General features: G+C 70.3%; 22 protein-coding genes. 9 read left to right on the top strand and 13 right to left on the bottom strand.

Annotation, left to right across the window (positions count from 1 at the left end; translation table 11 throughout):
- Window positions 1–116: 116 nt before the first annotated feature.
- Window positions 117–1007 carry a hypothetical protein gene (locus tag QMK61_RS02365; protein WP_302070158.1) on the top strand — a complete coding sequence of 297 codons (891 nt, stop codon included), beginning with the start codon at window positions 117–119 and terminating at the stop codon, window positions 1005–1007.
- Between the two features lie 74 nt (window positions 1008–1081).
- Here QMK61_RS02365 and QMK61_RS02370 read toward each other — a convergent pair whose 3' ends face one another.
- The 5 genes from QMK61_RS02370 to QMK61_RS02390 form a co-directional block, all read right to left on the bottom strand.
- The gene (locus tag QMK61_RS02370; protein ID WP_302070160.1) at window positions 1082–1984 is read right to left on the bottom strand and encodes a DUF4097 family beta strand repeat-containing protein; all 903 of its coding nucleotides are present in this window, start codon (window positions 1982–1984) and stop codon (window positions 1082–1084) included.
- Window positions 1985–2000: 16 nt separating this feature from the next.
- On the bottom strand, window positions 2001–2456 hold the full coding sequence (locus QMK61_RS02375) for a hypothetical protein (RefSeq protein WP_302070161.1): 456 nt from the start codon (window positions 2454–2456) through the stop codon (window positions 2001–2003).
- Window positions 2453–3001, bottom strand: coding sequence for a sigma-70 family RNA polymerase sigma factor (locus QMK61_RS02380; protein WP_302070162.1), 549 nt, complete (start codon window positions 2999–3001; stop codon window positions 2453–2455). Before QMK61_RS02380 ends, QMK61_RS02375 begins: the two co-directional genes overlap by 4 nt.
- A 228-nt stretch (window positions 3002–3229) precedes the next feature.
- Window positions 3230–5035, bottom strand: a complete 1806-nt coding sequence (locus QMK61_RS02385; RefSeq protein WP_302070164.1) for a phosphoenolpyruvate carboxykinase (GTP) — start codon at window positions 5033–5035, stop codon at window positions 3230–3232.
- A 109-nt stretch (window positions 5036–5144) separates the two neighbouring features.
- A complete protein-coding gene (locus QMK61_RS02390) occupies window positions 5145–5723 on the bottom strand; it encodes a TetR/AcrR family transcriptional regulator (RefSeq protein ID WP_302070166.1) in 579 nt (192 codons plus the stop codon).
- A gap of 86 nt (window positions 5724–5809) precedes the next feature.
- Here QMK61_RS02390 and QMK61_RS02395 point away from each other — a divergent pair, with 86 nt between their 5' ends.
- From QMK61_RS02395 to QMK61_RS02405, 3 genes are all read left to right on the top strand, one after another.
- The gene (locus QMK61_RS02395) at window positions 5810–6694 is read left to right on the top strand and encodes an alpha/beta hydrolase (RefSeq protein ID WP_302070167.1); all 885 of its coding nucleotides are present in this window, start codon (window positions 5810–5812) and stop codon (window positions 6692–6694) included.
- A gap of 34 nt (window positions 6695–6728) precedes the next feature.
- Window positions 6729–9203 (top strand): acyl-CoA dehydrogenase, encoded by a 2475-nt coding sequence (locus QMK61_RS02400; RefSeq protein ID WP_302070169.1) that lies wholly within the window; start codon window positions 6729–6731, stop codon window positions 9201–9203.
- 70 nt (window positions 9204–9273) lie between these two features.
- Entirely contained in the window at window positions 9274–9741 is a 468-nt protein-coding gene (locus tag QMK61_RS02405; protein WP_302070170.1) for a hotdog fold domain-containing protein, read from the top strand.
- 24 nt (window positions 9742–9765) lie between these two features.
- On the opposite strand, the gene QMK61_RS02410 is transcribed toward QMK61_RS02405, so the two are convergent.
- The 8 genes from QMK61_RS02410 to QMK61_RS02445 all read right to left on the bottom strand — a co-directional run bounded on the left by QMK61_RS02410 (window position 9766) and on the right by QMK61_RS02445 (window position 18845).
- Window positions 9766–10668 carry a type II CAAX endopeptidase family protein gene (locus tag QMK61_RS02410; RefSeq protein WP_302070171.1) on the bottom strand — a complete coding sequence of 301 codons (903 nt, stop codon included), beginning with the start codon at window positions 10666–10668 and terminating at the stop codon, window positions 9766–9768.
- Window positions 10669–10981: 313 nt separating this feature from the next.
- A complete protein-coding gene (locus QMK61_RS02415; protein ID WP_302070172.1) occupies window positions 10982–12583 on the bottom strand; it encodes a peptide chain release factor 3 in 1602 nt (533 codons plus the stop codon).
- Window positions 12584–12662: 79 nt separating this feature from the next.
- Window positions 12663–13151 (bottom strand): SRPBCC domain-containing protein, encoded by a 489-nt coding sequence (locus tag QMK61_RS02420; RefSeq protein WP_302070174.1) that lies wholly within the window; start codon window positions 13149–13151, stop codon window positions 12663–12665.
- Window positions 13152–13188: 37 nt separating this feature from the next.
- Window positions 13189–14358 carry a hypothetical protein gene (locus tag QMK61_RS02425; protein ID WP_302070175.1) on the bottom strand — a complete coding sequence of 390 codons (1170 nt, stop codon included), beginning with the start codon at window positions 14356–14358 and terminating at the stop codon, window positions 13189–13191.
- 47 nt (window positions 14359–14405) lie between these two features.
- Entirely contained in the window at window positions 14406–15221 is an 816-nt protein-coding gene (locus QMK61_RS02430) for a creatininase family protein (protein ID WP_302070176.1), read from the bottom strand.
- Between the two features lie 68 nt (window positions 15222–15289).
- A complete protein-coding gene (gene fusA, locus QMK61_RS02435; protein WP_302070177.1) occupies window positions 15290–17431 on the bottom strand; it encodes an elongation factor G in 2142 nt (713 codons plus the stop codon).
- Window positions 17432–17529: 98 nt separating this feature from the next.
- Complete coding sequence (locus tag QMK61_RS02440; RefSeq protein WP_302070178.1) at window positions 17530–17886, bottom strand: DUF1304 domain-containing protein; 357 nt, start codon at window positions 17884–17886, stop codon at window positions 17530–17532.
- Window positions 17887–17909: 23 nt separating this feature from the next.
- Window positions 17910–18845, bottom strand: coding sequence for a carbohydrate kinase family protein (locus tag QMK61_RS02445; RefSeq protein ID WP_302070179.1), 936 nt, complete (start codon window positions 18843–18845; stop codon window positions 17910–17912).
- A gap of 395 nt (window positions 18846–19240) precedes the next feature.
- Here QMK61_RS02445 and QMK61_RS02450 point away from each other — a divergent pair, with 395 nt between their 5' ends.
- From QMK61_RS02450 to rodA, 5 genes are all read left to right on the top strand, one after another.
- Entirely contained in the window at window positions 19241–20287 is a 1047-nt protein-coding gene (locus tag QMK61_RS02450) for a rod shape-determining protein (protein WP_302070180.1), read from the top strand.
- 268 nt (window positions 20288–20555) lie between these two features.
- Entirely contained in the window at window positions 20556–21530 is a 975-nt protein-coding gene (mreC, locus tag QMK61_RS02455; protein ID WP_302070181.1) for a rod shape-determining protein MreC, read from the top strand.
- Entirely contained in the window at window positions 21527–22012 is a 486-nt protein-coding gene (mreD, locus tag QMK61_RS02460) for a rod shape-determining protein MreD (protein ID WP_302070182.1), read from the top strand. Before mreC ends, mreD begins: the two co-directional genes overlap by 4 nt.
- Before the next feature lie 22 nt (window positions 22013–22034).
- Window positions 22035–23972, top strand: coding sequence for a penicillin-binding protein 2 (mrdA, locus tag QMK61_RS02465; RefSeq protein WP_302070183.1), 1938 nt, complete (start codon window positions 22035–22037; stop codon window positions 23970–23972).
- Window positions 23969–25093 carry a rod shape-determining protein RodA gene (gene rodA, locus QMK61_RS02470; protein WP_302070185.1) on the top strand — a complete coding sequence of 375 codons (1125 nt, stop codon included), beginning with the start codon at window positions 23969–23971 and terminating at the stop codon, window positions 25091–25093. The genes mrdA and rodA overlap by 4 nt, the downstream gene beginning before the upstream one ends.
- Window positions 25094–25106: the final 13 nt, after the last annotated feature.

Raw genomic sequence — 25106 nt, forward strand, 5'->3', positions numbered from 1 at the left:
GTGCCCCAAGCCGCACATTCGGGGTGTTAGAAAGACGTAAAAAGAGGTATACTTCCCTACGTGGAACTGCCTGTCACGGCAGGGATTCTTCGATTCCGGGGGTTGTCCAGATCGCCATGCGCCGCCTGCTGCTCACATTGCCGCTGCTGCTGATGCCGCTCGTCGCGGCAGGCCAGGCGCTGGGCGATGGCCAGGCGGCGGACAGCTACCTGCTGCAGCGGCCCTCCGCGACGCCCGCGCAGTCCGTGCCGCTGTGGCGTGGTGCCGACGGGCATACCTTGTCGCTGCAGGCGAATACCGCCGGCGGCGCCGAGGCGCCGCGGAACACGTCGCTGTCGTTCCGCCCGCTGGACGCCAGCACGGTGGCCGCCAGCCAACTGGACTACGGACTGGCGCCGCATCTCACCGCGCATGCCGGCGTCAGCGAACGTTCCTGGGCCAACCGCGCGCCGCGCGTGCTGGGCAGCGAACTGGGCGCCACCTATGACGCCGGCCGCTACAGCCTGGGCGTGAGCGTGGGCGCCAACAGCACGCCGGACAACCATCCGCTGCCGCGGGTGCTGCCCGGTGCCGCGCCCGGCGTGAACGGCCTGTCCGACTTCGACAGCAGCACCCAGTTCAACGCCCGCGGCCGCATGGCGCTGGGCAGCAAGAGCGGCATCGACATCGGCGCCAGCGTGGGCCGCATCCGCCTGCTGCCGGGCAACGCGCTGGGCCTGAACACGCTGGACCAGAAGGCGCTGAGCTTCGGCGTCGACCACGGTCCGATCAGCGGCAACATCGTCGGCCGCGTGATGCAGCCGGAAGCCGGCGTGCCCGGCTCGCTGCCCGCCGACCGCCGCTGGAGCAGCATCGACCTGGGCGTGACCTGGCACCTGCCGTGGCAGGGCTCGCTGAGCTTCGGCGCGCAGAACGTGTGGTCGTCGGGCAACGCGGCGAACACCCCGTCCGGCCCCGAGCCCGACCAGTCGCGCACGCCTTACGTGCAGTACCACCAGGATCTGTAGCGGGCTTCCCGCCGGGCAGGCGCCGATACGGAAAGGCCGTCGCATGCGACGGCCTTTCGCTTTCCCGGCGGCCTTCAGCCTTTCCGGCGGATCCGCAGGTCGCCGCTGAAGGTCTCCACCTCGATCTGCCCGTCGCCGCTGCCGGTCGTGGTTTCCAGCGCGCTGCCGGGGCCGTGGGCGGAAGACCTGGGCGTGCCGAAGTCGCTGCGCAGGTCGCCGCTGAAACTGCTGGCCTTGAGCGTGGCCGACAGCGTGGCGGGCAGGCGCAGGTCGACGTCGCCGCTCATGCTGTCGATGCCGATGTGGCCGCCCGGCGCCAGCGCGCCGTCGACCTGGGCGTCGCCGGACACCGTGCTCAGCTTCAGGCGTCGCCACGGGCCGCCACTGGCCTGCACGTGGCCGGAGATCGTCTGCAGTTCGGCGTCCCCGCCCAGTGCGGGCGCCAGGATGTCGCCGCTGACCGTCTGCAGGTTGGCCCGCGCGGCCTGGCCGGCGAAGGCGATGCCGCCGCTGACGCTGTTCACGTCCAGCGAGGGTGTGCGGGCGTTGATCCGCACCCGGCCGCTGATCGAATTGACCTTGAGCGAACCGCCGTCGATGCCGTCGATGTCCAGCGGCGCGCTGACCACGTTCACCCGCAGGCTGGCGCGGCGCGGCACGCGCACGTCCAGCGTGGTCGGCCCGAGGTGGCTGTTGTCGCTCCAGTCGAACCAGCCCCCGCCGCCCTGCGGCTGCACCTTGATCGCCAGGGCGTCATCGCCGCCGGTGATCACCAGCGGCCTGGCGCCGTCGCCCAGTTCACCCTCCACCTGCACCTCGTTGCGGTCCCAGGCGGTGACGTGCACTTCGCCGCTGGTATTGCTGATGCTGATGTGCGCGGTCGCGGTGGCCGGGTGCTGCAGGTGGATCGGCGTGCCGGCCAGCGCCTGGCCGACGGCCAGGCTGAGCAGCAGGGGAAGCGTGCGGATGGTCTTCATGGGCATTCTCCCGGCCTCAGCCGGCCTGGTGTTCGAGCTGGCGCAGGCTGGCCTGCTGTTGTTGGGTGTGCGAAAGCAGGCGCTGCAGGGCCGGCGAGGCGGGCGCCTGGCGCAGGGCCTGGCGCAGTTCCATCTGCGCCGCGTCCAGCACGATCGCGGCGCCGGCCAGGCGCGGATCGTCCGGCTTCCATGGCGCCACCGGTCCCGGCGCGTGCGCGGCCGGGGTGTGGGTGGCCTGCGTCGCGGATGGCGTGGCCAGGCCCCGGTGCAGTTGCCAGCCGAGGCCGGCGGCCAGCAGCAGCGCGGCGGCCAGGCCGGCGGCCAGCAGCACGCGATGGCGGCGGCGCGGCGCCGGTCCGGCGATCGGCGCGGCGGTGTCCAGCGCGGCGTCGATGCGGGCCCACAGGTCCTGCCGGGGCGCCACCGGCTGCCGCAACGCGCGCATCTGTCGGCGCCATTCGAATTCGTTCATGCGTTTTCTCCGAGTGCCTTGCGCAGCAGGCCGCGCGCACGATGCAGTTGCGCCTTCGACGAGCCTACCGCCATGCCCAGTTCCGCGCCGATCTCCTCGTGCTTCCAGCCTTCCACGTCGTGCAGCACGAGTACGGCACGGGCGCGTGGCGGCAGGCCGCCGATCGCGCGCTCCAATTCCTCGCGCTCGGCGGCGCAGAACGGCGTTTCGCCGTGGTCGGGCAGGTGCTCCTCGTCCGTGAAGCCGACCGGGTCGGCGCCGCGCGCGCGGATGTCCATCAGCGCCACGTTCACCGCCAGGCGGTACAGCCAGGTGCCGAACGCGCTCTGTCCGCGGAAGCTGTCCAGCTTCTGCCAGGCGCGCACGAAGGCCTCCTGGGTGAGGTCCTCGGCGCGCGCGTGGTCGTAGCCGGCCAGCCGATACACCGCGCCGTGCACGCGGTTCACGTGCCGCTGGTAGAGCCGCTGGAACGCGCCGCGATCGCCACGTGCCGCCGCCTGCACGTCGAGCGTGTCGGGGTGTTCCTCGGCAGGCGCTGGCGGCATGCGGTTCCCGGTAGTGGCGCAGGCGGTGATCATCTTGCCAGCTTGGATGCGCGCCTGGGCATGAACGTTTAAGGAGGCAGCACAGTGCCTGGAGTGAGTCCCTCTCCCACTCGTGGAAGAGGGTGCCGGCAGGCGGGAGAGGGCCCGTGCGGAGCGAGGCGTGGCGGTGTACCGCGCCCTCTCCCCAACCCCTCTCCCGCGAAGCAGGCGAGGGGCTCTCGGGCTCGGCTAGGCGGTGGCGGTGCGGGGAGCGACGACGTCGCCGTCCAGTGCATCGGCCACGCGCCGGCGTTCCTGGCGCAGGCGCTCGGGCAGGCGCGGGGCGAAACCTTCCAGGTACTCGCCGATGGCTGCGAGTTCGGCCTGCCAGCCGGCGGTGTCCACGGCGAGCAGTTCGTCGAGCGCGGCGGCATCGATGTCGAGGCCGTCGAGGTTCAGTTCGCCGGGGGCGGGCAGGGTGCCGATGGCGGTCTGCTCGCCGCGCGCCTTGCCTTCCACGCGCGCGATCATCCACTCCAGCACGCGCAGGTTCTGGCCGAAGCCGGGCCACAGGAACTTCCCGTCCTTGCCTTTGCGGAACCAGTTGACGTGGAAGACCTTCGGCAACTTCATGCCGGGCTTGTCGAACGACAGCCAGTGCGCGAAGTAATCGCCGTAGTGGTAGCCGGCGAACGGCTTCATCGCCATCGAGTCGCGGCGCAGCACGCCGACCGCGCCGGTGGCCGCGGCGGTGGTCTCCGAGCCCATCGCGGCGCCCATCAGCACGCCGTGCGTCCAGTCCTGCGCCTCCATCACCAGCGGCAGCAGCGAGGGGCGGCGGCCGCCGAAGACGATCGCGCTGATCGGCACGCCCTGCGCGTCCTCGGCCTTCTCGGACCAGGTGGGGCATTGCTTTGCGCTCACCGTGAAGCGCGAGTTCGGGTGCGCCGCGGGGCCGTTGGCCGGGTCGTACGGACGCCCCTGCCAGTCGGTGACCGGCGTGCCGGGCAGGCCTTCCCACCACGGCTGGTTGTCGGCGGTGACCGCGACGTTGGTGAAGATGGTGTCGCGCGCGACGCTGGCCAGCGCGTTCGGGTTGGTGTCGTTGCTGGTGCCCGGCGCCACGCCGAAGAAGCCGGCCTCGGGGTTGATCGCGTAGAGCCGTCCATCTGCGCCGGGGCGCATCCAGCAGATGTCGTCGCCCACCGTCCACACCTTCCAGCCGTCCCTGCGGTAGCCCTCGGGCGGGATCAGCATGGCGAGGTTGGTCTTGCCGCAGGCGGAGGGGAAGGCGGCGGCGACGTAGTGCGTTTCGCCCCGCGGGTTCTCGATGCCCACGATCAGCATGTGCTCGGCCAGCCAACCCTCGTCGCGGGCCTGGTTGGAGGCGATGCGCAGCGCGTGGCACTTCTTGCCCAGCAGCGCGTTGCCGCCGTAGCCGGAACCGTAGGATTTGATCAGCCGCTCGGCGGGGAAGTGCATGATCCAGCGGCGCTCGGGATCGAGTTCGCCGGTGGAGTGCAGGCCTTTCACGAACGTGCCCTCGCGCTCGATGCGCGCCTGCGCGGCGGCGCCCATGCGGGTCATGATCCGCATGTTGGCGACCACGTAGGGGCTGTCGGTGATCTCCACCCCGCAGCGCGACAGCGGCGAGTCGATCGGGCCCATGCAGTACGGGATCACGTACATCGTGCGACCCCGCATGCAGCCGTCGAACAGCGCGTCCATCTTCGCGTGCGCCTCGGCCGGGTCCATCCAGTGGTTGTTGGGACCGGCGTCCTCGCGCTCCGGGTGGCAGACCAGGGTGAGGTGTTCCACGCGCGCCACGTCGGCGGGGTTGGAGCGGTGCAGGTAGCAGCCCGGGTGGGTCTGCTGGTTCAGCTCGACCAGGGTGCCGTCGGCCAGCATCTGCCGCACCAGCGCCTGATATTCGGCCTCGGATCCGTCGCACCAGTGGATCGCCGCCGGGCGGGTCAGCGCCGCCGCCTCGTCGACCCACCGTTGCAGTGCTTCCAGCTTGCTCGCCATGTTTTCCTCGCCTTGGTCTTCGGCCAAAAGAGAGTCAAAACACTATGTTGCAGAAACTGGCATTGCAAGGTCGCGCGCAGCAAAACGGGCGCCGCAAGGGCGCCCGTGTGCGTAGATCGGCAGTTTCCGCCGGAAGTCAGGCGGGAATCAGGGTGGCGATCATGTGTTCGACGTAGGCGTCGAATTCCTCGTGGCCGAGGCGCGGCAGGCCCAGCGTGAAGTTCAGTTGCAGGAAGCCCACGTAGGCGGCGTAGGTGAGCCGCGCGCGGTTGATCGCCTCGGCGGGTGGCAGGCCGGCCTCGCGGTAGGCCTTGTTGAGGAATTCGGTGCGCCGCTGCGAGACGCGCGCCATCACCGGTACCACCAGCGGGTGGTCCAGCGCCTTCAGCAGGGCGGCGTAGACCCGGTGCGGCTGCAGTTCGTGCGCCACGCGGCGGAACAGCTCCGGCAGGCGCACGCGCGGGTCGGGGATGGCCTCGATCTGCGCGATCACCTCGCGCTCGCCGTACTGCTCCCAGCGTTCCAGCGCGGCCTGCAGCAGCGCCTCGCGGGTGCGGAAATGCCAGTAGAAGCTGCCCTTGGTGACGCCCAGCTGGCGCGCCAGCGCCTCCACCGCGAGGGCGCCCACGCCCTGCTCGGCGATCAGGCCCAGCGCGGCCTCTTCCCAGTCCTCGGCGGAGAGGCGGGTGCGTTCCGGTTTGGTGCTCACATTCATGTCCGTATGGTAGCCCAGACGGGATGCCGATGCGCACGTGGCCGGCGTGGTTGACGACGGTGGGATGGCGATCCATACTCATCCGTATGGAAGATTTCGCAGCCCGGTATTCGACGTTCCGCACGGCCGACGGCCTCGCGCTGGCGGTGGAGACCCGGCATGCCCACGGCGCGCCGGGCGTGCTGTTCGCCCATGGCTTCGGCCAGACCCGTGGCGCCTGGGGCGGCGCGGCCGCCGTGCTGGCGGCGCAGGGCTGCCGCTGCGTGGGTTTCGACGCGCGCGGCCATGGCGGGAGCGATTACCTGCCCGGCGGCGCCTACCACATGCAGCAGTTCGTCGACGACCTGCTGGGACTGGCCCGGGCGCAGCCCGCGCCGCCGGTGCTGGTGGGCGCCTCGATGGGCGGCCTGCTCGGCCTGGTGGCGGCGGGCGAGGCGCGGCCGGCGCCGTTCCGCGCGCTGGTACTGGTGGACATCACCCCGCGCTGGGAGACCCGGGGCGTGGAGCGCATCCTCGCCTTCATGCAGGCGCACCCGGACGGCTTCGCCGACTATGCCGAGGCCGCGGCGCGGATCGCCGCCTACCTGCCGCACCGCGCCGGTCGCAAGAGCGGGGAACAGCTGCGGCCGCTGCTGCGCGAAGGCGCCGACGGCCGCCTGCGCTGGCACTGGGACCCGGCCCTGCTGGCGGGCGACCTGGTGCAGGAAAGCGAGCGCTACCAGCCGCGCCTGCTCGCCGCCGCGGCCCAGGTCGAAGTGCCGGTGCTGCTGCTTTCCGGCGAACGCAGCGACGTGGTCTCGCGCGCCACCATCGACGAGTTCCTGGCGCTGGTGCCGCAGGCGCGGCACGTGGCCGTGGCGGGCGCCACGCACATAGTCGCCGGCGACGCCAACGACGCGTTCACCCGCGAGATCGCACGTTTCACCCAGTCATTGGACGGTGCGGACGCCCTGGACGCGCGCATCGCCTGACCGTCACACGCACGACCGCAACGAGGATGTCGAGATGTCCGTGATACTGACCCTGCTGGCGGCGCTCATCGCGACCGGCGCCTGCGCCTACCACCGCAGCAGCCTGCGCACCTTCGCCATCGCCGCGCCGCTGGCGACGCTGGTCGTCGGCCTGCTTACCGGCGCGTACTGGACGATGGCCGTCCTGCTCGTCGTCGAGCTGGGCGTCGCCGTGCCGCTGCTGATGCCGACGTTCCGCCGCCGGCAGGTCACCGCGCCGCTGCTGAAGATGTTCGCCAGGGTCACGCCGAAACTGTCGGAGACCGAGCAGACCGCGCTGGAAGCCGGCACGGTCGGTTTCGAGGGCGAGCTGTTCTCCGGCAAGCCGGACTGGCACGAGCTGCTGAAGCAGCCGAAGCCCGAGCTGAGCGTGGAGGAGCAGGCCTTCATGGACGGCCCGGTGGAACAGCTGTGCGCGATGGTCGACGACTGGCAGATCACCCACGAGCTGGCCGACCTGCCGCCGGAGGTGTGGGAGTTCGTCAAGAAGAACAAGTTCTTCGGCATGATCATCCCGAAGCAGTACGGCGGCCTGCAGTTCTCGGCGCTGGCGCACTCGGCGGTGCTGCAGAAGCTGTCGACGATGTCGGCCACGCTGGCTTCCACCGTGGCGGTGCCCAATTCGCTGGGCCCGGCCGAGCTGCTGCTGCACTACGGCAGCGAGGAGCAGAAGAACTACTACCTGCCGCGCCTGGCGGTGGGCGAGGAGATCCCCTGCTTCGCGCTCACCGGCCCGTACGCGGGCTCCGACGCCACCTCGATCCCCGATTACGGCATCGTCTGCAGGCAGGTGGTGGACGGCGTCGAGACATTGGGCGTGAAGCTGACGTTCGACAAGCGCTACATCACCCTGGCGCCGATCGCCACCGTGGTCGGCCTGGCCTTCTGCATGTACGACCCGGAGCACCTGCTGGGCGACAGGGAGGACCTCGGCATCACCCTGGCGCTGCTGCCGCGCTCCACGCCGGGGCTCGAGATCGGCCGCCGTCACTTCCCGCTCAACATCCCGTTCCAGAACGGCCCGATCCACGGCAAGGACGTGTTCGCGCCGCTGTCGGTGCTGATCGGCGGCCCCGAGATGGCCGGCCACGGCTGGCGCATGCTGGTGGAATGCCTGTCGGTGGGGCGTGCGATCTCGCTGCCGTCCAACGCCACCGGCGCGATGCGCGGCTCGGCCGCGGCCACCGGCGCCTACGCGCGCATGCGCAAGCAGTTCGGCCTCGCCATCGCCCGCTTCGAAGGCGTGGAGGAAGCGCTGGGCCGCATCGGCGGCCTCACCTACGCCACCACCGCGCTGTCGCGCGCCACCGCCGCCGCGGTGGACCGCGGCGAGAAGCCGGCAGTGCCTTCGGCGATCGCCAAGTACCACGCCACCGAGTGGGCGCGCACGGTGGCCGGCGACACCATGGACGTGCACGGCGGCAAGGCGGTGCAGCTGGGCCCGAAGAACTACGCCGGCCGCGGCTGGTCGTCGGTGCCGATCGCGATCACCGTGGAAGGCGCGAACATCATGACGCGCAGCCTGATGATCTTCGGCCAGGGCGCGATCCGCTGCCATCCCTACGTGCTGAAGGAAATGCAGGCGCTGTCCATCGCCGACTACGGCGAGCGCCTGCGCAGCTTCGACCGGGCGCTGTTCGGCCACATCGGCTTCGGCATCTCCAACGCGGTGCGCAGCTTCGCGATGGGCCTGTCCGGCGGGCGCATGGGCGACAGCGCGGGCGACGCCTATACCCGCCGCTACTATCGCAAGCTCAATCGCTACTCCGCCGCGCTGGCGCTGTGCGCAGACACCTTCATGGGCGTGCTGGGCGGCAAGCTGAAGTTCAAGGAGAAGCTCTCCGCACGGCTGGGCGACGTATTGAGCTACCTCTACATCGCAAGCAGCATGCTCAAGCGCTACGAGGATACCGGCCGGCCCGAGGCCGACCGCCCGTTCCTGGCCTGGGGCTTCCACGAGTGCATGTGGCTGATCCAGAACGCGCTGGACGGCGCCATCCGCAACTTCCCGGTGCGCCCGGTGGCCTGGCTGCTGCGGGTGCTGGTGTTCCCGCTGGGCCGCCGCGAGGTACCGCCATCGGACCGCCTGGGCCGCCGCGTGGCCGCGCTGCTCACCGCGCCGAACGAGGCGCGCGGGCGCCTGCTGGAATGGGTCTACCTCACCCCCACGCCGAACAACACGGTGGGCCGCATGAACGCGCTGCTGCCCGAGGTGATCGCCGCCGAACCGGTGGAGCGCAAGTTCCTGAAAGCGCAGAAGGCCGGCCAGTTCAAGGCGCACGACTACGACGGCCAACTGGCCGAGGCGCTGGCCGCCGGCGTGGTGAGCCAGGCCGAACACGACCTGCTCAAGCGCGTGCGCGACGGTGTGTTCGAGTTCATCTCGGTGGACGACTTCGACCCGTCCGAGCTGCGCGCGGCGGTGACGCGGGCGGACGAACGCAAGAAGAAGCTGGCCGACGCCGCCTGAGCCGCGTCGTCGCATGGGCATGAACGAACGGGGCGCGGGTCGCCCCGTTCCCTTTTCGGGAGCCGCGGGCATGAGCGCAGCGCTGAAACTCTGGAGCAGGCTTTCCCGCTGGCCTGGCGGCGCGTGGCTCTACGGCCGGCTGATCTGCCTCAGGGCGCCGTACTTCGCCACCATTGCACCGCGCTTCGTGAGGCTGGAGCCGGGCCGCTGCGAGATCACCCTCCGCGACCGCCGCCGCGTGCACAACCATATCGGCACCGTGCATGCCATCGCCTTGTGCAATCTCGCCGAGCTGTGCGCCGGCGTGATGAGCGAGGCCACGCTGCCGACCGGCATGCGCTGGATTCCCAAGGGCATGACGGTCGAGTACCTGGCGAAGGCGGTTGGCACCATGCACGCGGTGGCCACGCCGCAAGCGCCTGCCGTGGCATTCGCCGAGGGGCGCGAGTGGCCGGTGCAGGTGGATGTCCGTGACGCCGGCGGCCAGGCGGTGTTCCGCGCCGTGGCCACCATGTGGGTATCGCCGCGCAGGGCCTGAACCGCCTCTGTGCCGGCCGTGCGTTTACGACCGCCGCCAACCGGGCGGCACGAACGCATGCCGCCGCCACGCTACGACCAGCAGCGCCACCGAACAGAGCGAGCAAAGCGCCAGCGCCACCACCGACGCCTCGGCGCCGAACGCGCCGCCGCTCAGCCAATCCGGCCCGGACCGTGTGGACACCAGCCAGCCGTCGGCATGCGTGCCGGACACCGGGATGCCGTAGACGGTGCCCTGCGCGATGTTCCATCCCGCATGCAGGCCAATGCAGGCCCACAGCGAGCGCGTGACGAGGTAGAGCAGGGCGAGCAGCACGCCCGCCTCGATGGCGATGGACGCCGAACTCCACAGCGTGGCGCCCGGGTTGAAGGCGTGCGCGCCGCCGAAGAACGCGGCCGAGATCACCAGCGCCCAGCCGCTGCCCAGGCCTTCCTCGAGGACGCGGAACAGTACGCCGCGCGTGATGATTTCCTCGGCGATGCCGGCACCGACGCCGGCACCGAGCACCTGGGGCAGCCAGTCCGCGTGCGCGTTCGTGCCGAGCACGTGGTAGCTGCCAGCCAACCACAGCACGCCGACCACGGCGCTGAACAGCGCCAGGCCGGCGACAAGGCCGCCCATGCCGAAGCCGGACGCGTCACGCGCCGATAGTTCGCCGAGCCGGCGCCTCTCGATGCCTTTCACCAGGATCACGTAGGCGACCAGCGCCGGCAGCAGTTCCATGGTCAGCAGCGCCAGCACGAAGTGCATGGAGCCGGCGGTCCGGGTGGTCCATCCCAGCGGCGCGACCACGGCATGCGCGGCAAGGCTCAGGATGGCCATGGTGACGGCGAAGAACACGATGCGCGCGCCGGGCGAGAACACCAGCCAGCGCTGCCAGCGCGGTACATCGGGTGGCGTGGCGAAGGCAACAGGGGCGGCGGGCATGGCGGCGCTTCCGTGGAAAACTGCAGACTAGCAGGGAGCGGCAGTGGCTCCTCCCTCCGCGCGCTGTGGCCGTGCGGTGTTTGCGGCTCCTCCCCTGCGTGCAGGGGGAGGCCGGTGGGGGTAGCCGGGGCTTGTCGCGAGCTTGGGTGACCCCTCCCCAACCCTCCCCTGCGAGGCAGGGGAGGGGGCAGGTCGCCGTGGTCGATGCGGTGTTTGCGCTCCTCCCCCTGCGTGCAGGGGGAGGTCGGGAGGGGTAGTCCGGGCTTGCCGTGAAGCAGGTTGATCCCCCTGCGAAGCAGGGAGGGACGCCGCATCAGACCTCGACGGCGGCGGCGTGCTCGCGCGTGGCGGAGAAGCGCACCTGCGGCCAGCGCTCCTGCGCCAGCTGCAGGTTCACCCGCGACGGCGCCAGGTAGACCAATTCGCCGGCGGCGTCGATGGCCAGGTTCAGCGCGTTCTTCTCGCGGAACTCCTCCAGCTTCTTCGCGTCGTCGCAGTGCACCCAGCGCGCGGTGGCCACGCCCACCGGCTCGAACGCGGCGTCCACGCCGTATTCGTCCTTGAGCCGGTAGGCGACCACGTCGAACTGCAGCACGCCGACCGCGCCCAGCACCAGGTCGTTCGACATCAGGGGGCGGAAGAACTGCGTGGCGCCTTCCTCGGACAGCTGCGCCAGGCCCTTCTGCAGCGCCTTCATCTTCAGCGGATCGCGCAGGCGCGCGCGGCGGAACAGTTCCGGTGCGAAGTTCGGGATGCCGGTGAACGAGACCGCCTCGCCCTCGGTGAAGGTATCGCCGATGGAAATGGTGCCGTGGTTGTGCAGACCGATCACGTCGCCGGGATAGGCGGTCTCCACGATCTCGCGGTCGGACGCCATGAAGGTGAGTGCGTTGGCGATGCGCACTTCCTTGTTCGTGCGCGTCTGGATCATCTTCATGCCGGCACTGTAGGTGCCCGAGCACACGCGCATGAAGGCCACGCGGTCGCGGTGCGCCGGGTCCATGTTGGCCTGGATCTTGAACACGAAGCCGGTGAGCTTTTCCTCCTCCGGCAGCACCTCGCGCGAGGTGGTGGCGCGCGGGCGCGGCGAGGGCGCGTGCGCGACGAAGAAGTCCAGCAGCAGCTGCACGCCGAAGTTGTTCACCGCCGAGCCGAAGAACACCGGGGTGAGCTTGCCGGCCAGGTACTGCTCCAGGTCGAACGGGTGCGAGGCGCCCTGCACCAGCTCCAGTTCCTCGCGCAGCTCGGCCAGCGCCTCGGCGCCCACCGCCGCTTCGAGGCCGGGCGCGTCGAGGCCCTTGAAGATGGTGGAATCCTGGCGGGTGAAATTCCGGCCCGGTTCGAACACGTGCACCTCGTCCAGCAGCAGGTGGTACACGCCTTTCAACCGCTTGCCCATGCCGATCGGCCAGGTCAGCGGGGCGCAGGCGATGCCGAGCACGGATTCCACCTCGTCCAGCAGCTCGATCGGCGACTTGCCCTCGCGGTCCAGCTTGTTGACGAAGGTCATGATCGGCGTGTCGCGCAAACGGCACACCTCCATCAGCTTGATCGTGCGCTCCTCCACGCCCTTGGCGCAGTCGATCACCATCAGCGCTGAGTCCACCGCGGTGAGCACGCGGTAGGTGTCCTCGGAGAAGTCGGCGTGGCCGGGGGTGTCGAGCAGGTTGACGATCTTGCCCTCGTAGGGGAACTGCATCACCGACGAGGTCACCGAGATGCCGCGCTCCTTTTCCAGCGCCATCCAGTCCGAGGTGGCGTGACGCGCGGCCTTGCGACCCTTCACGCTGCCGGCCATCTGGATCGCGCCGCCGAACAGCAGCAGCTTTTCGGTCAGCGTGGTCTTGCCCGCGTCGGGGTGGCTGACGATGGCGAAGGTGCGTCGGCGGCGGGTTTCGGCGAGATGGGCGGACATGGAGGTAGGCAGGAACAATCGGTGATCGAACCCGTCATTCTAGCGCGGGTCGTGCGGGTCGCCGGCGGGCCGGGCAAGGTCATCCCGGCTTCCGTGGCGGGATGGGCGGGCTGGGAGGCTCAAGCCCGGGATATTCCGCCAGCCCGGGCCGTTCCGCGTATCGCTTCAGCACCTCCAGGGTGCCGCCCCAGTAGAAGTGCAGGTGCCGGAAGATCGATTCGGTCGGGAAGCCGCTGGCGGACAGGACGAGCGACGTCCGTTCACCCTCGGCGCGCAGGCGGAAACGGAGCGTGGTGTCGCTGTCCGGGTGGTCGGGCAATCGCGACAACGAGCTTCGATGCGTATAGGCAACCCGCTCCATGGGGACGAATTCCAGCACCTTGCCGACGTTCTCGAACGGCACGTGGTGAAAGCCGCGCACCTTGAACGGAGTGCCGGGCGCCCAGGAAGTTTCGACCTCGACGCTGAAATCGTCCCCGCCCATCCATGCCTGCATCGCATCGATCCGGATCAGGGCGTCCCAGGTCGCGGCGATGCCTGCATGGACGAGTACGCGCTGTTCGAACATCCCGGGCACGGCGCGGTCATCGAAGCCGGGCGGGCGGTCAGCGCATGATGCCGGTGTGTCCCAGCGAGTAGCGGCCCGGCTGCGGCCATACGGCCAGGCCGTGCGGCTCGGCGCCGACCTTGATCTTGCGGACCTTGCCGGTGGCGGTGTCGATGGCGTAGACGACGTCGTCGAAGCGGCCGGACAGCCACAGCGTCCGGCCGTCGGCGCTGACGTTGCCCATGTCGGGGCTGCCGCCGCCGGGGATCGGCCAGTTGGCGACCACCTTGCGCGTGGCGAAGTCGATCACCGACACGCTGCCCGGCCCGTGGCGCGGGCCGTGCACCTTGTTGGAGCCGCGGTTGGCGACGTACAGCTTGGTGCCGTCGCGGCTCGGGTATTCGCCGTGGGTGCCGATGCCGGTCCTGATGAAGCCGATCCTGGTAAAGCTGTCGCCGTCGATCAGGTACACGCCGTCGGCCATCATGTCGGCCACGTAGAACACCTTGCCGTCGGGCGAGACGCGGATGTCCTGCGGCATGCCGTGCCTGGCCAGTTCGAGGTAACCCAGCACCTTGTGGTCGACCATGTCGATCTTGACCAGCTTGCCGCCGAACTCGCAGGTGAAGATCGCGTAGCGCCCGTCGATGGAGAAGTCGGCGTGGTTGATGCCCTTGCACTGCGGCGCGTTCACGCTGAACTTCAGCGCCATCGTGTGCGGGTCGCGGAAATCCAGCCGCGCGTGCGCCTCGGCCACCACGATGGCGTACCTGCCGTCGGGCGTGAAGTACATGTTGTACGGGTCGTCCACCGGGACCGACGTGCCGGGCTTGCCGGTCTTCGGGTCGATCGGCGTGAGGCTGCCGGTGCTGCGGCCCTCGGAATTGTTGGTGACCCACAGCGTCTTCAGGTCCCACGAGGGCACCACGTGCTGCGGGCTGCGGCCGACGCGGAAGGTGTCGACCACCTTGTAGGTGGCCGGGTCGATCACCGAGACGCTGTCGCCGCGCAGGTTGGGCACGTAGATGCGCGCCAGCGCACCGGCCACCGCCGGGCTGAAGTGGTTGGCGCCGGCCTCGCTGTACATGTCGTGGGCATTCAGCACCGGCGGCATGCCGGGGACGGTGGCCACCGCATGCGCGGCGGCGGCGGAGGCGGCGCCGGGCCCGGCCAGGGCAAGGCCGGCGAGCAGGGCGATCCGGGGGAGGCGAGGGGCGCGTGGGGTCATGGCGGTCTGTCGGAGGGCAAGGGCGCGCACGGGGCGCGAACGGCGCATTATCGCCCAGCCGTGTCCCTGCGGATGGCCTCGATCGTGCGGGCGACGATCGCGTCCACGCCCAGCTGGCCCAGCGCGGCGCTGGCGCGGCGCGGGTCGCCGCCGTAGACACCGTCCGCGGCGGTGGGTTTCGGGGCGTGGCGCAGGCGGTCCAGGCGCACCATCTGCGGCGCCACCGCCAGCTGCAGCGAAGTGTCGGCCAGGCCCGCGTGGGTGCCGATCTCGTCGTCGCGGATGCCGTGGCGGCGCAGGATCCGGGCGTAGCCGGCCGAGCTGGCCGCGTAGTATTCCGGCGGCGCCAAGGCGCGCGCGCCCGTGCCGGCCCATTGCCGGTTCAGCCGCGCCACCACGTGCTGCAGGTCCTTCTGGTAGCCGCCGTGGTCGCCCAGGAAGACGATGGTGCGGAAGCCGTGCACGGCGAAGCTTTGCGCGGCCGACGCCAGCAACTGCTCGAACGCGCCGTCGGGGAGGGTGATGGTGCCCGGGAAGCGCATGTGCGAGGTCGGCGGCGCGGTGCCGCCCTCGGGGACGTAGGCCACGGTCGGCGCGACCAGCGCGTGGCCGAGCCCGCGCGCGATGCGCTCGGCCAGCACCGTGGCGCGCCGGTTGTGCTTGCCCACCGCGATGTACGGCCCGCTCTGCTCGGTGCCGCCGATGGGGATGATGACCGTGGTCGTGCCGGCTCGCACCTGGTCGCGCAGCTCGGTCCAGGTGAGGTCCTGCAGCTGGACGGTATCAGGCGTCTGGGCGAACGCCGCGTGCGCGGCGGCGAGCAGGACGAGCGCGAGGACGCAGCGCAGGCGGCGGGCGGTCATGACGGTTCCTTGCGACAGCGGCGGAAGCGCCCGCGTGGTCCATGGGGCCGCGCGGGCGTGGCGGAAGCTTACTTCGCTTCCTTCTCCATCAGCTTCTCCACCATGTTCGCCGGCACTTCCTGGTAATGGTCGAATTCCATGGTGAAATTACCGCGGCCGCTGGTGGCCGAGCGCAGGAAGTTGATGTAGCCGAACATCTCCGCCAGCGGCACGAAGCCCTGCACGTAGGCGTTGGTGCCGCGCTGGCCCTGGTCGCTGACCGAGCCGCGGCGGCGGTTGATGTCGCCGATCACGTCGCCCAGGTAATCGGCCTCGGTGACCACCTCCAGCTTCATCACCGGCTCCAGCAGCTTCGGGTTCGACAGTTTCTGCGCCTCGCGGAAGCAGGCGCGGGCGGCGATCTCGAAGGCCAGCGCGGACGAATCCACGTCGTGGTACTTGCCGTCCACCAGGCGCGCCTTGAAGTCCAGCACCTCGTAGCCGGCCACCTGGCCCTGCAGCGCCTCGGTGCGGATCGCGTGCTCCACCGCGGGGATGTATTCGCGCGGCACGCGGCCGCCCACCACCTCGTCGGAGAACACCACGCCCGAGCCGGACTCGCCCGGCTCGAAGATGATCTTCACCTCGGCGAACTGGCCGGAGCCGCCCGACTGCTTCTTGTGCGTGTAGGTGTGCTCCACCGGCTTGCCGAAGGCCTCGCGGAAGCTGACCTTGGGCTTGCCCATGCTGGCGTCCACGCCCAGCTCGGTGCGCATGCGGTCGATGGTGATCTCCAGGTGCAGCTCGCCCATGCCCTTGAGCACGGTCTGCCCGGTTTCCTTGTCCACCTCCAGCTTCAGCGAGGGGTCGGCCTTGACCATCTTGTAGAGCGCTGTGGAGAGCTTGTCGACGTCGGCGCGGCTCTTCGGCTCCACCGACACGCTGATCACCGGGTCGGGGAAGCGCATGCGCTCCAGCAGGGCGGGGTGGGCCGGGTCGCTCAGCGAATCGCCGGTCTCGGTCTCCTTCAGCGAGACGAAGGCGCAGATGTCGCCCGCGCGCACCTCGTCGATCTCCCGGGTGGCGTTGGCCTGCACTTCCACGATGCGGCCGATGCGCTCCTTGCGGTCGCGGGTGACGTTGAGCAGGGTGTCGCCCTTGCGGATCACGCCGGAGTAGACGCGGGTGAAGGTGAGCGTGCCGAACGGGTCGTTGATGACCTTGAACGCCAGCGCGCGCGCCGGCGCGTCGTCGGTGACGGCCTGCTCGCCGATCACCTGGCCGTCCTCGTCCACCATCGGGATGCCGCCGTTCTCGCCGGGGTAGGGCAGGTAGTCGATCACCGCGTCCAGCAACTGCTGCACGCCCTTGTTGCGGTAGGACGAGCCGCAGAACACCGGCACCAGCGTGCCGGCGACGCAGCCCTTGCGGATGCAGCGCTTCAGCGTCTCCAGCGAAGGCGTCTCGCCGGTGGCGAGGTAGTGCTCCATCACCGCGTCATCGGCCTCGACCGCGCTCTCGATGCTCTGCTCGCGCAGCCTGGCCAGGTCGGCCACCCACTGCTTGTCGGCGGCGTTGCCCAGCGCCTGCACGCGCGGGTGCGCGGCGACCTCGTCCAGCGGCACGGTCTCCCACGCGCTGTCCTTGTCGTCGCCGAGCCAGATATAGCCGACGCCGGCGATCAGGTCGGCCATGCCCATGAAATCGTCGTGGCTGCCCAGCGGCACCTGGCACAGCAGGGCGTTGGCGCCCAGCCGGTTGCGGATGCCGTCCACGCAGTGCCTGAAGCTGGCGCCGATGCGGTCCATCTTGTTGACGTAGCACAGGCGCGGCACGTTGTACTGGTCGGCCAGGCGCCAGTTCGTCTCGGTCTGCGGCTCCACGCCGGCCACGCCGTCGAATACCACCACGGCGCCGTCCAGCACGCGCAGGCTGCGATTCACCTCGATGGTGAAGTCCACGTGCCCGGGGGTGTCGATCAGGTTGATCTGGTGCCCCTTCCACTCGGTCGACACCGCGGCCGACTGGATGGTGATGCCGCGCTTGCGCTCCTGCTCCAGGTAGTCGGTGGTGGTGGAGCCCTTGCCTTCCTTGGTGTCGTGCACGTCGACGATCTGGTGCTTCCTGCCGGTGTAGTACAGGATGCGCTCGGTCGTGGTGGTCTTGCCCGCGTCGATGTGGGCGATGATGCCGAGGTTGCGGTACAGGTCGAGCGGTTTGCGACGGGCCATGACGGACTCCGGGAGGGACGGCGGCGGGCGGGAGGGGGAAGCCCGTCAGGTGCCGTCCGGGACGGCACTTTTCAATGGGCGGGCACCGGGATGCGGGATCAGGAAGCGAGCAGCAGCGCCAGCCCGACCGCGGCGGGCAGCGCCTGGATCCACAGCACCCGGCGCGAGCTGGTGAGGCCGCCGTAGAGGCCGGCGACCAGCACGCAGCCGAGGAAGAACAGCTTCACCGTCGTGCCGGCATGGCCGAGCCACAGGCCCCAGGCCAGGCCGGCGGCGAGGAAGCCGTTGTACAGCCCCATGTTCGCGGCCAGCACCTTCGACTGCGTGGCGAACTCCCGCGTGATGCCGAACGCGCGCAGCCCGGCGGGCTTGTCCCACAGGAACATCTCCAGCACCAGGAACCACAGGTGCAGCAGGGCGATGACGGCGATCACGATGTCCGCGGCGAGCGACATGCGGTTCTCCCGGCGGCCGGCGCTCAGGCCAGCGCGTAGCCGAACTGGTCCTGGAACTCGGCCGCGAACTGCGCGTAGTCGAAGCGCTGGTTCTGCGTGCCGGGGTGCTCCACCTTCAGCGCGCCCATCAGCGAGGCCATGCGGCCCACGGTGGGCCAGTCGTAGCCCTTCATGATACCGAAGATCAGGCCGGCGCGGTACGCGTCGCCGCAGCCGGTGGGGTCGACGATGCGGCGCTCGCGGGCGGGCGGGATCTCGTGCACGGTGCCGCCGGCGTGGATCAGCGAGCCGCGCGGGCCCAGCGTCACCACGTAGGCCTCGACGCGGGCGGCGATCTCCTCCGCGCTCCAGCCGGTGCGCGCCTGCAGCAGCTGCGACTCGTAGTCGTTGACGATCACGTAGGTGGATTTGTCGATCATCGCCCGGAACTCGTCGCCGTTGAACAGCGGCATCGCCTGGCCGGGGTCGAAGATGAAGGGCACGCCGCGCGCGGCGAACTCGTCCACGTGCTGCAGCATCGCCTCGCGGCTGTCCGGCGCCACGATGGCGAAGTCCATCGCGGGGATCTCGCGCACGTGGTTCTCGTGCGCGCTGGACATCGCGCCGGGGTGGAAGGCGGTGATCTGGTTGTTGTCCAGGTCGGTGGTGATGAAGCACTGCGGGGTGAACTGGTCCTCGTACACGCGCACCCGCTCCAGCGGGATGCCGCACTTCTCCAGGTGCGCGCGGTAGGGCGCGAAATCCTGGCCCACCGCGGCCACCGGCAGCGGGTCGGCGCCGAGCAGCTTGAGGTTGTAGGCGATGTTGCCGGCGCAGCCGCCGAACTCGCGGCGCATCCGCGGCACCAGGAACGACACGTTCAGGATGTGCATCTGGTCCGGCAGGATGTGGTTCTTGAACTGGTCCTGGAACACCATGATGGTGTCGTAGGCGAGCGATCCGCAGATGACGGCAGGCATGGTAGTGACGTGGCCCCGGTTGGTGTGGCGGCCACGCGCGGCGCAGCCGGACGCTCGCCCCGCAAAGTGCAGGCTACGCCCAAAGACGCCATCGTACCGCCAACGCCCCGCGCTGGCGACTTCCGGGGGCGCCAGGACCTTAAGCCGTTCTCCCTGAGCGTAGTCCCGCAGGGACGGAGTCGAAGGGCGCGGGCGTTTCGACTCCGCCAGCTTCGCCAACTACGCTCAACGCGAACGGATGGGGGCGCCAGCGGAGTTCTCCACGGACCACAGGAAATGCGCTTATCGTCCCGTCCCGCAAGGCTTTCTTAACGTCTGCGTCCTTGCGGATCGGAGCCACGCTGACTAGACTGGCGCGCTTACTTTTTAGCCAGGTCGACGCGCGGCGCACCCCCATGTTCAAGAAGTTTCGCGGCATCTTCTCCAACGACATCTCCATCGACCTCGGCACCGCGAACACGCTGATCTACGTGCGCGGCCAGGGCATCATCCTCAACGAACCCTCGGTGGTGGCGATCCGCCAGGACCGCGGCCCCGGCGGCCCGCGCACGGTGGCGGCGGTGGGCGGCGACGCCAAGCGCATGCTGGGCCGCACCCCCGGCAACATCGCCACGGTGCGGCCGATGAAGGACGGCGTGATCGCCGACTTCACCATGACCGAGGCGATGCTGCAGCACTTCATCAAGCAGGTGCACAAGTCGCGCATGCTGCGCCCCAGCCCGCGCGTGCTGGTCTGCGTGCCGTGCGGCTCGACCCAGGTCGAGCGCCGCGCGATCAAGGAATCGGCCGAGGGCGCCGGCGCCCGCGACGTGTTCCTGATCGAGGAGCCGATGGCCGCCGCGATCGGCGCCGGCATCCCGGTGCACGAGGCGCGCGGCTCGATGGTGCTGGACATCGGCGGCGGCACCTCGGAAGTGGCGGTGATCTCGCTCAACGGCATCGTCTATTCGCAATCGGTGCGGGTGGGCGGCGACCGCTTCGATGAGGCGATCATCAACTACGTGCGCCGCAACCACGGCACCCTGATCGGCGAATCCACCGCCGAGCGGATCAAGCTGGAGATCGGCTGCGCCTTCCCGCAGGCCGACGTGAAGGAGATCGAGATCTCCGGCCGCAACCTCGCCGAGGGCGTGCCGCGGATGTTCACGATCAACTCCAACGAGGTGCTGGAGGCGCTGCACGAGCCGCTGTCCGGCATCGTGGCGGCGGTGAAGTCGGCGCTGGAGCAGACCCCGCCGGAGCTGTGCTCCGACGTGGCCGAGCGCGGCATCGTGCTGACCGGCGGCGGCGCCCTGCTGCGCGACCTGGACCGGCTGATCTCCGAGGAGACCGGCCTGCACGTGCAGGTGGCCGACGACCCGCTCACCTGCGTGGCGCGCGGCGGCGGCAAGGCGCTGGAGCTGATCGACCAGCACGGTAGCGACTTCTTCGCGCCCGAGTGAAGGCCGCCCGCGAGGGCCTGTTTTTCCTCCCTCTCCCCGTCGGGGAGAGGGTCGGGGTGAGGGGCGGGTGCTCGCCATGACATTGATCGAAGCGCGCTTCGTTCTGAAACCGAGGCCAGAGTGCCCCCTCGCCCTTTGCCCCCTTCGGCCGGCTCAGGGCGGAGCTCTCCCCGGCGGGGGGAGGGGAACGCGTGGTGCCATGCGGGCTCGCCCCCTTGCACGCTCAGGTAATCTTGGCCGTCGCCCATTCCTTTTTGAGCCTGTTTAAATGGGTCCGGAGTCCTCCTCGCCCCTGTTCAGCGGTTCGGTCGCGGGCACCCTGCGGCTGATCTTCTACCTTGCGCTGGCGATGGTGCTGATGGTGCTCGACCACCGCAACGGCTGGCTGTGGCGGGTGCGCTACGGCGCGGCCGTGGTGGTGGAGCCGCTGTACCGGCTGGCCGGCCTGCCGGCCGCGGGCATGCACGCGCTGGGCGTGGCGTTCTCCGACCGCCAGCGCCTCACCGAACAGAACCAGCGCCTGCGCGAGGACCTGCTGCTGGCCAACGCCAAGCTCAACCGCATGGCCGCGGTGGCCGAGCAGAACGAGCGCCTCAAGGAACTGCTGGACACCCGCCACAGCCTCAAGCTCAAGGTGCAGCTGGCGCGCGTGGTCGGGGTGGACCTGGGCGCCTACCGTCACCGCCTGTTGCTCGACGTGGGCGCGCGCCAGGGCGTGCAGCCGGGCCAGCCGGTGATCGACGCGCACGGCGTGATGGGCCAGGTCGTGCAGGTGCTGCCCACCACCTCGGTGGTGATGCTGGTGACCGATCCCGACGACGCGGTGCCGGTGGTGGTGGAGCGCACCGGCCTGCGCACCGTGGCCTACGGCTCGCGCGACGGCGGCCAGCTGACCCTGCCCGACATTCCCCGCGCCGCCGACGTGAAGGCCGGCGACCGGCTGATCACCTCCGGCATCGGCGGACGCTACCCGCCGGGCTTCCCGGTCGGCGAGGTGCAGGCGGTCGCGCCGTCGCCCACCGGCATGTTCCTCGAGGCGCACGCCCGGCCCAGCGCCGACCTCGACCGCAGCCAGGACGTGCTGGTGCTGCACGACCTGGCCGCGCCGGCCGGGCCGCCCGAACCGGCCGCGCCGGCGGGGCCGCCGGCGGAGCTGGCGCCTTCGTCCAGCGCACCGGCGCCCGCCCGGCCGGCCGGGCCGCCGCCGGCGAAGCCGGCCCCCGCCGCGGGTACCCCACGATGAACCGCGTGCGCCTGGCCCGCTGGTGGTTCGCCGGCACCCTGCTGGCGTCGCTGCTGCTGATGCTGGTGCCGCTGCCGGCGGTGCTGGAACCGTGCAAGCCGTACTGGCCCGCGCTGGTGCTGCTGTACTGGACGCTGGAATCCGGCGAGGGCGTGACGCTGGGCCTGGCCTTCCTGCTCGGCCTGGGCGCGGACCTGTTCGATGGCGTGCTGCTGGGCGAGCAGGCGCTGCGCCTCACCGCGCTGGTGTTCATCGCGCTGCGCTTCCGCTCGCGGCTGCGCTTCTTCCCGATGTGGCAGCAGACCCTGGCGGTGCTGGCGCTGCTGCTGAATGACCGCATCCTGCTGCTGGTCGTGCGCGCCTTCGCGGGCGAATCGCTGCCGCCGGCGACGTGGTGGATCTCGCCGTTCGTGGGCGCCGCGCTGTGGCCGTTCCTGTTCCTGCTGCTGGACGACCTGCGCGCCCGGCTGCGGCTGTCGTGAGCGCCGCGGACGGGACGTGCCGATGAAGCAGCCACGGCGCCGCTCGATCAAGGACAACCGCAGCGAGAGTGCGCTGTTCCGCCGTCGCGCGCTGACCGGCTTCGCGCTGATCCTGCTGGGCCTGTGTGCGCTGGTCGGGCGCTACGTGTTCCTGCAGGTGGCGCGCCACGACGAGTTCGTCACCCGCTCGGTGAACAACCGGGTCAAGCCGCGCGTGCTGCCGCCGCCGCGCGGGCTGGTCTACGACCGCAACGGCGTGCTGCTGGCGGACAACGTGCCGGCGTTCCGGCTCGAGGTGGTGCCGGAGCAGGTCAAGGACATGAAAGGGCTGCTGCACCAGCTGGGCATGGTGGTGCCGCTCAGCCAGGACGACATCGACACCTTCCTCAAGCAGGTCAAGCAGAGCCGCCGCTTCGACAGCGTGCCGTTGAAGCTGCACCTCACCGAGGACGAGATCGACCGCTTCGCGATCAACCGCTGGCGCTTCCCCGGGGTGGACGTGGTGCCCTACCTCACCCGCAACTACCCGCAGGGCGAGCTGTTCGCCCACGTGGTGGGCTACGTGGGCCGCATCGACGCCGACGACCTGAAGAAGCTCGACGAGGCCAGCTACAAGGGCACCACCCACGTGGGCCGCATCGGCATCGAGCGCTCCTACGAGAGCGTGCTGCACGGCACGCCCGGCTACGAGCTGGACGAGGTGAACGCCAACGGCCGCGTGCAGCGTGTGCTGGAGACGCACGCGCCGGTGCCGGGCAAGAACCTGTACCTGTCGATCGACGCGCGCATCCAGAAGGCGGCGGAAAAGGCCTTCGACGGCCGTCCCGGCGCCGCGGTGGCGATCGACCCGCGCAACGGCCAGGTGCTGGCGATGGTCAGCGTGCCCAGCTTCGACCCCAACCTGTTCATCGACGGCATCAGCCGCGCCGACTACCACGCGTTGCTGTACGCGCCGGACAAGCCGCTGTTCAACCGCGCGGTCAGCGGCGTGTACCCGCCCGGCTCCACGGTGAAGCCGCTGCTCGCCCTGGGCGGGCTGGAGCTCGGCCTGCGCACGCCCGAGGATACGGTGCTTTCCACCGGGACGTTCTGCCTGCCGGGCACCACGTTCTGCCGTCGCGACGACCGCCGCGGCGGCTTCGGCACGGTGAACCTGCGGCAGGCGATCATGTGGTCGGTCAACACCTACTTCTACAAGCTGGCGCTGGACATGGGCATCGACCGCTTCAGCGCGTGGATGGGCCGGTTCGGCTTCGGCAGGCCCACCGGCATCGACCTCGACAACGAGGCGGCCGGCGTGCTGCCTTCCCCCGCGTGGAAAGCCAGGAACTACAAGCAGGCGTGGTATCCCGGCGAGACGATGATCGCCGGCATCGGCCAGGGCTACTGGGCGGTGACGCCGCTGCAGCTGGCGCATGCCGTCGCCACCCTGGCCGGCCACGGCACGCCCTACGCGCCGCGGCTGGTGATGGCCGAGCAGAGCGGCACCGCTGAGCCGGTGCCGCTGTCCAACCCGCCGGATGGTCCCCCGCTGGTCAGCAACCCGGCGCACTGGAAGGCGGTGGAGGAGGGCATGCAGATGGTGGTGAACGACCCGCGCGGCACCGGCTATGGCCTGGGCAAGGGCTTCCCCTACACCATCGCCGGCAAGAGCGGCACCGCCGAGCGCTACTCGCGCACCACCGACGCCTACAACACCAACAAGAACCTGGCCTACCTGGCCAGCCGCCACCGCGCCTGGTTCGAGGCGTTCGCGCCGGCGGAAGACCCGCGCATCGCGGTGGCGGTGGTACTGGAGGCCGGCGCCTGGGGCGCGTCCGACGCCGGCCCGATCGCGCGCCGCATCCTCGACGCCTGGCTGGCCACGCAGAAAGACCCGCCGCCGGACACGCCGCTGCCCGATGTGCGAACCTCGGCGCCGCCACCCGGCGCGCCGCCGCCCGTGGACAACACGCCATGATCGACCAGATCGACGCCCTGAAGGCCCGCCTGCGTCGCCTGCTGGCGCGCGTGCTGACGCGGCCGCGGATCGACCTGCCGCTGGCCGGCGGCCTGCTGCTGTTGGCCTGCGTGGGACTGGCCACGCTGTACAGCGCGGGCGACGGCGGCCTGTCGCTGGTGGGCGGCCAGGCCGGCCGCTTCCTGCTGGGCGGCGCGCTGCTGCTGCTGGTCTCGCGCATCCCGCCGTCCAGCCTGCGCAACTGGACCCCGTGGCTGTACGCCGGCAGCACCTTCCTGCTGCTGGTGGTGGCGGTGCTGGGCGAGGGGCGCGGCGCCGACCGCTGGCTCGACCTGGGCGTGATGCGCTTCCAGCCGTCCGAGCTGCTCAAGCTGACCATGCCGATGATGGTGGCCTGGTACCTGCATGCGCGGCCCTTGCCGCCGAGCTGGAAGGACATGGCGGCGGTGGGCGCGCTGATCGCGCTGCCTGCCGTGCTGATCGCCAAGCAGCCGGACCTGGGCACCGCGCTGCTGGTGGCCGCGGCCGGCGCGTTCGCGCTGTTCCTGGCCGGCATGGGCTGGTGGCGCATCGGCGGCCTGCTGGTGGCCGTCGGCGCGATGGTGCCGGTGGCCTGGCATTTCATGCACCAGTACCAGCGCGACCGCGTGCTGACCCTGATCAACCCCGAGTCCGACCCGCTGGGCAACGGCTGGCACATCATCCAGTCGCAGATCGCGGTGGGCTCGGGCGGCATGTTCGGCAAGGGCTACGGGCACAGCACGCAGGCGCGGCTGGACTTCCTGCCCGAGCACACCACCGACTTCATCTTCGCGGTGTTCTCGGAGGAATTCGGCCTGGTCGGCGTGTGCCTGCTGCTGGCGCTGTACGCCTTCATCATCGGCCGCTGCCTGTGGATCGCGATGCAGGCGCGTGATACCTATTCGCGCCTGCTCGCCGGCGCGATCGGCATGAGCTTCTTCGTCTACGTGTTCGTCAACGGCGGCATGGTCGCCGGCATGCTGCCAGTGGTCGGCGTGCCGATGCCGATGGTCAGCTACGGCGGCACCTCGGCGGTGTCGCTGCTGGTCGGCTTCGGCGTGGTGATGTCGATCCACGCGCATCGCAAGATGCACGACTGAATGCCTGCCATGC

It is taken from the genome of Fulvimonas sp. R45 (assembly GCF_030504985.1).
In the GTDB taxonomy this organism is placed as follows: domain Bacteria; phylum Pseudomonadota; class Gammaproteobacteria; order Xanthomonadales; family Rhodanobacteraceae; genus Rhodanobacter_A.